6 protein-coding genes and 1 pseudogene are annotated in these 7,807 nt (G+C 58.4%); 2 read left to right on the plus strand and 5 right to left on the minus strand.

All coding sequences use genetic code 11. From position 1 onward, the window contains the following. Positions 1-159 (plus strand): annotated as a pseudogene (locus tag B2W52_RS22270) (porin family protein); the annotation flags it as partial. 38 nt (positions 160-197) lie between these two features. Here B2W52_RS22270 and cysK read toward each other — a convergent pair. The 3 genes from cysK to B2W52_RS21465 form a co-directional block, all read right to left on the minus strand. Then, entirely contained in the window at positions 198-1,169 is a 972-nt protein-coding gene (gene cysK / locus B2W52_RS21455; RefSeq protein WP_008175762.1) for a cysteine synthase A, read from the minus strand. A 43-nt stretch (positions 1,170-1,212) separates the two neighbouring features. After that, positions 1,213-4,086, minus strand: a complete 2,874-nt coding sequence (locus B2W52_RS21460) for a transporter substrate-binding domain-containing protein (RefSeq protein ID WP_227497865.1) — start codon at positions 4,084-4,086, stop codon at positions 1,213-1,215. Positions 4,087-4,195: 109 nt separating this feature from the next. Next, complete coding sequence (locus B2W52_RS21465) at positions 4,196-4,639, minus strand: methylglyoxal synthase (RefSeq protein ID WP_008175765.1); 444 nt, start codon at positions 4,637-4,639, stop codon at positions 4,196-4,198. Positions 4,640-4,722: 83 nt separating this feature from the next. Between B2W52_RS21465 and B2W52_RS21470 the strand changes: the two genes are divergently transcribed. After that, positions 4,723-5,514: an ATP-binding protein gene (locus tag B2W52_RS21470; protein ID WP_008175767.1), complete on the plus strand. Its 792-nt coding sequence runs from the start codon at positions 4,723-4,725 to the stop codon at positions 5,512-5,514. Here B2W52_RS21470 and B2W52_RS21475 read toward each other — a convergent pair whose 3' ends face one another. Both B2W52_RS21475 and B2W52_RS21480 read right to left on the minus strand, forming a co-directional pair. Then, positions 5,515-6,822: a DUF3422 family protein gene (locus B2W52_RS21475; protein WP_008175769.1), complete on the minus strand. Its 1,308-nt coding sequence runs from the start codon at positions 6,820-6,822 to the stop codon at positions 5,515-5,517. 18 nt (positions 6,823-6,840) lie between these two features. Then, on the minus strand, positions 6,841-7,807 hold a 967-nt coding region (locus B2W52_RS21480; protein ID WP_286804039.1), incomplete at its 5' end, for an ATP-binding protein.

Consider the following 7,807-nt stretch of genomic DNA (forward strand, 5'->3'; position numbering starts at 1 on the left):
GGCGCCGGTGTGGATTTCCGGGTAACGCCCGCGCTGACGGCATTCGCGGAATACAATCGCTACAACGTCGACATTGATAAAGAGGACTTCAACGGCCAGGTAACCAACAGCGGTCCGGAGTTTGATACCGGTCGGGTCGGCCTGAAACATCAGTTCTGATGAGTGCAGGGCGCAGCGCGGGGCTGCGCCTTTCTCTTTTACTGAACGTTTTCCTGCTCGCCAAACTGGCCGGCGAATAACGCTGTGGAAAGATAACGCTCGGCGGTATCCGGCAGCACCACCACGATGTTCTTGCCCTGGTACTCCGGCTGCTTGCTGATGCGTACCGCAGCCGCCACCGCTGCGCCGCAGGAAATGCCGCAGAGAATGCCCTCTTCCTGCATCAGCCGATGGGCCATGTCCATGGCGTCTTCGTTGGTAACCGTCTCCACCTGGTCAACCATTTCCAGATCCAGATTCTTGGGCACGAAGCCCGCACCGATGCCCTGGATCTTGTGGGGCGCCGGCTTGATGTCTTCGCCGTTCATCATCTGGGTGATCACCGGTGAGTCGGTAGGCTCGACGGCAATGGTGGCGATCTGTTTGCCCTTGGTGCCTTTGATGTAGCGGGAAACGCCGGTCAGCGTGCCACCGGTGCCCACGCCCGCCACGAAGATATCGATTTCACCATCAGTGTCTTCCCAGATTTCCGGGCCGGTGGTGTCCTCGTGGATTCGGGGGTTGGCCGGGTTCTGGAACTGCTGGGGCAGGAAATAGTTATCCGGGTCTGACGAGAAGATCTCTTCGGCCTTGGCGATGGCACCCGGCATGCCTTTGGCAGGTTCGGTCAGCACCAGTTCTGCTCCCAGTGCCTTCAAGACCTTGCGACGCTCAAGACTCATGGAAGCGGGCATGGTAAGGATCAGTTTGTAGCCCCGGGCGGCTGCCACGTAGGCCAGGGCGATCCCGGTATTGCCGCTGGTGGGTTCCACAATAGTCATGCCCGCCTTCAGGGTACCGCGCTTCTCGGCGTCCCAGATCATGGCAGAGCCGATCCGGCACTTAACGGAATAGGCCGGGTTTCGGCCCTCAATCTTGGCCCAGATCGTGGCGCCGTCGTTCACGCGGTTCAGTCTGACCAGTGGGGTATTGCCGATGGACAGGGAATTGTCCTCGTAGATGCGAGCCATGGCGTTCTCCTTGTTACTTTGTTTTTATTCAGTCTAGCACCACTCAGGAACCCACTGAGCGCGCTTCCAGCCGGTTGCGACCGTTCTGCTTGGCCTGGTAGAGCGCCTGGTCTGCCTGTCTGAGAAACTCTGCTGGCGAGTCGTCGGGGCCCGGTACGCCAGTGGCAAGGCCAATGCTGATGGTGAGGTGAACGTTGTGTTCTCCGCATACCGAGCAGCTTTTTTCGACGTGTTTGCGGAAGGATTCCAGCCGGTTACGAATTTCGGTACTGTCATCATAGCTGGCGAAAATAACAAACTCTTCGCCACCGAAGCGCGAGAGCCGGTCGGTTTCCCGCCGGAAATGTTTGCGCATAAGCTCTGCCAGTGTTTGCAGGCAGATGTCGCCCGCTTCATGGCCGTAATTGTCGTTGATCCTTTTGAAGTGGTCGGCATCCACCATGGCCACTGCGAAGCCAGAATGGTGGCGCTGGCACCACTGAAAGCTCTTTCGGAATTCCTGATCAAAGTAGCTTCGGTTGCCCAGTCTGGTGAGGTCGTCTGTCACGCTGAGCCGCGCGAGTGTCTCGTTGGCGTCGGTCAGGTTTTTGTTGAGCCGGTTCAGCTTGCGGTTCCAGTAAACCAGAAGCAGAGCAATCAATATGGCTGCGATTGAAAGCTGCCAGATCAGCGTGTAATCAACGGACTGCTTGAGACGGATGTTGCGCCACTGCCTCTCGAGATCTTTGCGTTCCTGCGCGGTCAGGCTGGATACCAGTTTTTGCATGATTCCCAGGACGACAGGCTCGTCTTTCCGTGTGGCGACTGAAAGCGACCAGTCTGCCGGAATGCGGCCGATGACTTTCACATCCGCAAGGCCCAGCTCCTGCATGTAATAGCTGGCTGTTGCCAGAGTTGTAATATAGCCGTCCAGGTCATGGTTCTGTAGTTTACGTAGGCCCATCTGCTCGTTGGCAACCTCGATCAGATTGAGGGAGGGGTAGCGACTCTGAAGCAATTCTGCGAAGGCATAGTCTTTGACAACGCCGACTCTTTGTCCGCGCAAGTCCCCGACCCGCTCAATGAAGGGGGCTTCAATCCGGCCAAGCACAACTGTCGGTACCTCGAGATAGGGTTCGGTAAAGTTCAGGAATTCTGACCGCTCCGGAGTTTTCATGGCCATGGTGAAAATGTCGCATTTGCCCTGCCGGGCTGCTCCGATCGATTCGGTCCAGCTGTCGGTGCGCACCAGCTCGAACCGAACCGGTGCCCGTGAGGAGAATAACCGGGCCACTTCTGCGGATAAGCCTGCGTGGTTGCCCTCTTCGTCTATGCCTTCGAGCGGGAGCCAGTTCGGATCAATACACATGTTCAACTGGTTGTCGTGGACCTTGAGCCACGCCAGTTCAACCGCATTCAGGGAAACCTCACCCGTTTCCTGTAGCTCCAGGTCTACGCTCGCGCCCAGCCAGCGGCTTTCGATGGTGTGCATCTCTTCGGGGGAAATTGCAGCCAGCGCCTGATCGAGTATGTCTGCCAGGGGCGCGAGACCGGGCCTGACGCCAAACCGGAGGTCTTCCCCGGACTGTCCCTCGATAACCAGCTCTCCCGCGATTCTGACGCCTGGTATGCCCAGCTCCCGGATCCAGAAGTTGCCGTTGGGAAGAGCAGCGAGTACAACATCCACTTCGTCTCTGGCCAGAGCCTGGAACATGGCATCCTGGGTCGTAAAAATCCGGGCGTTGTTGCCGAGGGCCTGGGTAACAGGCTCTTCGTAGTAAATGCCGGAGCCGAGAGCAACGCGTTGGTCCTTCAGGTCTTCCAGGCTTTGAATTCTTAACGCGGGATCCCGGGTAAAGGCGACGTTGGGTATGGTGTGGTAGGGCTGGGTAAATCGGGTGAAGGCCTGACGATCAGGCCGGAAAGACATGTTAGCCAACACGTCAATCTCGCCATCGCGGAATAGTGGGAGTAGCTCTATCCACTGGCCCTCGACCGGTATTACCTGCAGCCCGGTCAGATCGGATATCCGGCTCAGCACGTCTACGCTCAAACCGTGAATTCGAGTTGCGCTCTCGAAACTGTAAGGTGCGTAATCCCGCATCAGACCAACGCGCACGGGGCCGGTTTCGGAGATGAATTCCTTTTGATCTGGTCCCAACGAAAAGCTGGTGCCCCGGGCTAAGCTATTGCCTCCCAGTTCCTGCCAACGCTGAAGCAGTTCGTTGATGCGTTTCGCCGGAACCTGCTCCAGGCCAGAGGAAATCCTCTGGTACAGCTCGCTCTTGGCTTTCAGAACACCAATTCGAAAATCTTCGGTCGCCAGATCACCGAGGGGGGCGGTGCCGGCAATCTCAAGAAAACCGAACCCGGCCTGGTTGGCATAATAATGCAGCGTCAGCCGCGGCCCGATAATGACATCCACCCAACCAAATGCCAGAGCGCGAATGAGGCTGTGGACCGAATCATAGCTCGTCAGGGATACACCCTGTGCATCGAGTGCTTCGCGATAGTAGACGTCGCGCACTATACCTACCCGAAGTCCCTTCAGATCCGAGAGGGTGCGGATGTCCCCCAGTGGCCTCTGGTTGTTGTGCATCAGATAGGTCTGGCGAAGGTGGTAGGGCTCTGTGAACAGGATGTTTTCTGCCCGCTCCGCACTGAACGAGATGCCGTCGATAACATCAAGCTCGCCCCGCAAAAATGCATCGTAGATTTCCGGCCAGCTGCCAGCGCGAAATCGGAAGTTCAGATCGGCATTTCGGGCGACCTCGCGAAGCACATCAACAGAAAAACCGGAGGCGCCGGGACCATCGTCGAACGAGAAGGGTTTGTTGTCGCCCACGATGCCGACAGTCACGGTGTCGTCGGCCTGTTCGGACATCGCCAGTGGGGATGCGAGCAAAAGGCAAAGGGCCCAGAGGACTGTCGCGGCCACGCTCCGGTATCGAGTTTCTTTGTGAGTAGCGGGAGTCTTCATCGGCGAGCCGGCGATCCTTTACTGCTTCGACTTAAGTGTAGCCTTAACCGACTCGATTGAACATTACTCAGGTGCTCACTGGGCGGCCGGTGTAATCGGAGAAGTCCGGCTTTTTCGGATGATGCTGGTCGTCTGTCATGTACGCCGAGGTAAGAATGAATTCGGCAGTTGCGCGGTTGCAGGCCACGGGAATGTTCCAGAGCGCGGCAATGCGCAGCAGTGCCTTGATGTCCGGGTCATGGGGTTGAGGTTCCAGAGGGTCCCAGAAGAACACCAGCAGGTCGATTTCGCCCTCGGCGATCTTGGCGCCGATTTGCTGGTCGCCGCCCAGCGGACCGCTTAGCAGGCAATGGATATCGTCCCGCTCCAGGTTATCCCGAAGCAGCCGGCCCGTGGTGCCGGTGGCGTAGAGTTTCAGCGGGGCAAATCGGGTGCGGTTTTCGGCAACCCAGTCCACCAGTTCCTTTTTCTTGTTGTCGTGTGCCACCAAAGCGACGGATTTTACGGCCATTTGGGGTAAAGTCTCCTGTTATCAAGGTTTTTACGGTGCCAGTGTTTCACAGGCTGGCCCGGTTCGGAATAGGAAAGAGGTTTATGTCCGCGACAACATCGTTTGACTGGCAATCCACACCGGCGGCTGTCTGGCGTCGGCATCGGTCGGGGCTGCGCGCCATCCGACGGCTCGATCCGGTGCAATGGCAGGATCTGAAGGGCATCGACCGACAGCAGCAGGCTCTGGCCCGCAATACCGAACGGTTTCTGGCCGGTGAACCCTCCAACAACGCGTTGCTCTGGGGCTCACGCGGCACCGGCAAGTCGTCGCTGATCAAGGCGCTGTTGAACCGCTACCAGGAGCGTGGGCTGCGGATGATCGAGGTGGACAAGGATGATCTGGTCAACCTGCCGGAAATTGTCGATGAGATCTGCGAGCTGCCGTTCCGGTTTGTGATCTTCTGCGACGACCTGTCGTTTGACGTTGGTGAGTCCAGCTACAAGGCCCTGAAAAGTGTACTGGAAGGTTCCCTGGAACTGCCCCCGGAGAATGTAAGGGTGTATGCCACCTCCAACCGCCGTCATCTGATGCCGGAGTTCATGTCCGATAACCTCAAGAGCGAAATGCGCGACGGTGAGCTGCACCCGGCCGAAGCCATCGAAGAGCAGGTGTCCCTGGCGGACCGGTTCGGTCTTCAGCTTTCGTTCTATGCGTTTTCGCAGGCTGTGTACCTGCAGGCGGTGGACGCGCTGTTCCCCGACTTTGATGACCGGGAAGGCCTGCATCGGGAGGCGATCCGCTTCGCCACTGCCAAGGGCGTACGCAATGGTCGCACGGCCCAGCAGTTTTACCGGCAGTTTGCCGGCGAGCAGGATCTCGGCAGGCTGAAGTAGCTACTGCCGTTTTGCCATCTTGATGAAGTGATGGTGGACCACCCGAACCCCGAGAAACACCAGGGTCATTACCACCGGAATGGCGATGCCCAGAACCAGGGTCTTGTTGAAGACAACACCGGCTTCGTAAACCGAATCCAGCCCGAATTTGAGCAGGCCGATCAGGTAATAGGTGATGGCCACCACCGAGAAGCCTTCCACCGTATGCTGCATCATCAACTGGATCTTGGAGCGCCGGTCCATGGAACTGAGCAATTGCTGGTTCTGGCTCTGGATGGCCAGTTCCACCCGGGTGCGCATCATGTCCGAGGCCCGGTCGACCCGTCGGGAAAGGTCTTCCAGCCGTTCGCTCACCGCTTCGCAGGTTTTCACTGCCGGAGTCAGTCGGCGGGTCATGAATTCGGTCAGGGTCAGGTGGCCGGAGAGTTCGTCTTCCCGCAATTCTTCCAGGCGGGTCAGTACCAGCCGGTGATAGGCGCGGGTGGCAGAGAAACGGAACGTGGAGTGGGCCCGGAAGGCCTCGATACGGGCCGCAATGTTGGTCAGTTGGGCCAGCAGTTTTTCTTCGTCCACATCCTCATTTTCCGCCAGTGACCGGGTGATCACGGCCAGTTTTTCATCCATATCGTTCAGTGACGGTGTGATTTCCCGGGCAACGGGGAGTGCCAGCAGTGACATCAGGCGGTAGGTTTCGATTTCCATCAGGCGCTGGGTCAGACGGCCCAGCTGGCTGTCCGACATGTGGTGGTTCATCACCATGAACCGGCCAAAGCCGTCACTGTGTAGCCGGAAGGTGCCCCACACCCTGGCGGCACCCTCCTGGGGACTGCTCCCGACCAGTCGCATGCCTTCGAAGTGCTTGCGTACATAGTCCAGGTCGCCTTCGGTTCCGTCAGCGGCCGGCCGTACTTCCAGGTGGAATGCCGCAATCACTGTACCGGTCAGCTGTTCCAGCCACCCCTCCGGCAACGGTGTAATGCCGGTCTCGCTAAAGGGTGTTTCCTCACCCGCAGCCAGGTTGATAAAGGTGTAGGACGCGAATTCCATGTGCATCTCGCGACGCACCCGCAGGGCACCGAAGGTATGTTCAAAGCAGCCCACCTCGTTCTCCGGTACCGGATGCCCCATCAGCCGATGGAGTTCCTGCAGGTGCCGGAATTGTTCCTGCCGTTGCTCAGGTGTTGTCAGAACCGCCATCTGGGTAACCCGCGCCGGTGTCGGTAGCACCTGGAACGGCCTTGAGTGCAGCTCGTTGTAGAGATCGTTCCGAAGCGGGTGAATGTCGAGGGATTCCAGGCGTGCGCTCACGGCAGGGTGGTCCTGTGGTCAAGAGTGGATAGCTGGGATCATAACCCGGAAGCACACACCGTCAATGCCACCTTGGGCGCGGTTCCGGGCTTCCACATGGGCACCATGGTAGTCGGCAATCAGGTTGACAATGAGTAGCCCCTGTCCAAGGTGGCCCTGTTCCTGGCCGTCCCGCATTGAAACGAAGGGGCTGAAGATGTCAGTTGTTGTGTCTTCGGGCAGCGTTGAACCCTCATTGAAGACCGACAGACACAGCCCTTCCGAAGTTGTTTCCAGGCCTACCTCAATCAGTCCATCCTGTGGTGTGAAATCCCGGGCGTTATCCACCAGCTTGTCGAGCAGTTGCACCATCAGTTCTGGCGAACCCGTGATCTTGCAGCCTGCCTGCGGCCCCGAGTAGCGGATCTGATGGCTGCTGTCGAGGGCCTGATACGCAGCGGTTGCTTCTGCGGCCACCTCCGCCAGATCGAACTGTTCTTTATCCGCATGGTCCAGGCTCTGCTCCAGACGCGCCGCTTCGCTCATGCCATGGAGTATCTGCCGGAGGCGTTCGGTGGCGGAAGCGGCCCTTTCGATGTATTGCCTGCGCTCTTCCTCCGAATCGCTGTGGTTGAGGTTTTCCAGCGAGGAACGAACCACAGCGACAGGTGTTTTAAGTTCGTGAGAGAGTCGCCGGGAGAAGCTTTCCAGGTACCGGTTGTACCCGTGGAGACGATCCACCATCAGGCTGAAGTGTCGCTGCAACTGGCCCAGTTCGTCCTTGCTTCGGGCATCCGGCACTCTGCCTGTGATCCGGCCGTCTTCATCAATACTGGCGCTGACAGCACGCTGCAGCCGGGTAATCCGCCAGGACAACCAGCTGGCATAGCCAAGCAGAACCAGGGTGAGAGCGACAATGATGAGGGTGCTGCGGGCAATGACCGAGCCCAGGGCAGAGCCGGAGAGAGTAAGAAGCTGATCCAGCGATTGCTCCAGAATCAGCGTG

This window comes from Marinobacter sp. UBA2498 (assembly GCF_002341575.1).
Lineage (GTDB): Bacteria > Pseudomonadota > Gammaproteobacteria > Pseudomonadales > Oleiphilaceae > Marinobacter > Marinobacter manganoxydans.

What these genes read in the sequence shown, in the direction of transcription:
- cysK (WP_008175762.1), bottom strand. Translation starts at nt 1,169, where the DNA reads ATGGCTCGCATCTACGAGGACAATTCCCTGTCCATCGGCAATACCCCA.
- B2W52_RS21465 (WP_008175765.1), bottom strand. Translation starts at nt 4,639, where the DNA reads ATGGCCGTAAAATCCGTCGCTTTGGTGGCACACGACAACAAGAAAAAG.
- B2W52_RS21470 (WP_008175767.1), top strand. Translation starts at nt 4,723, where the DNA reads ATGTCCGCGACAACATCGTTTGACTGGCAATCCACACCGGCGGCTGTC.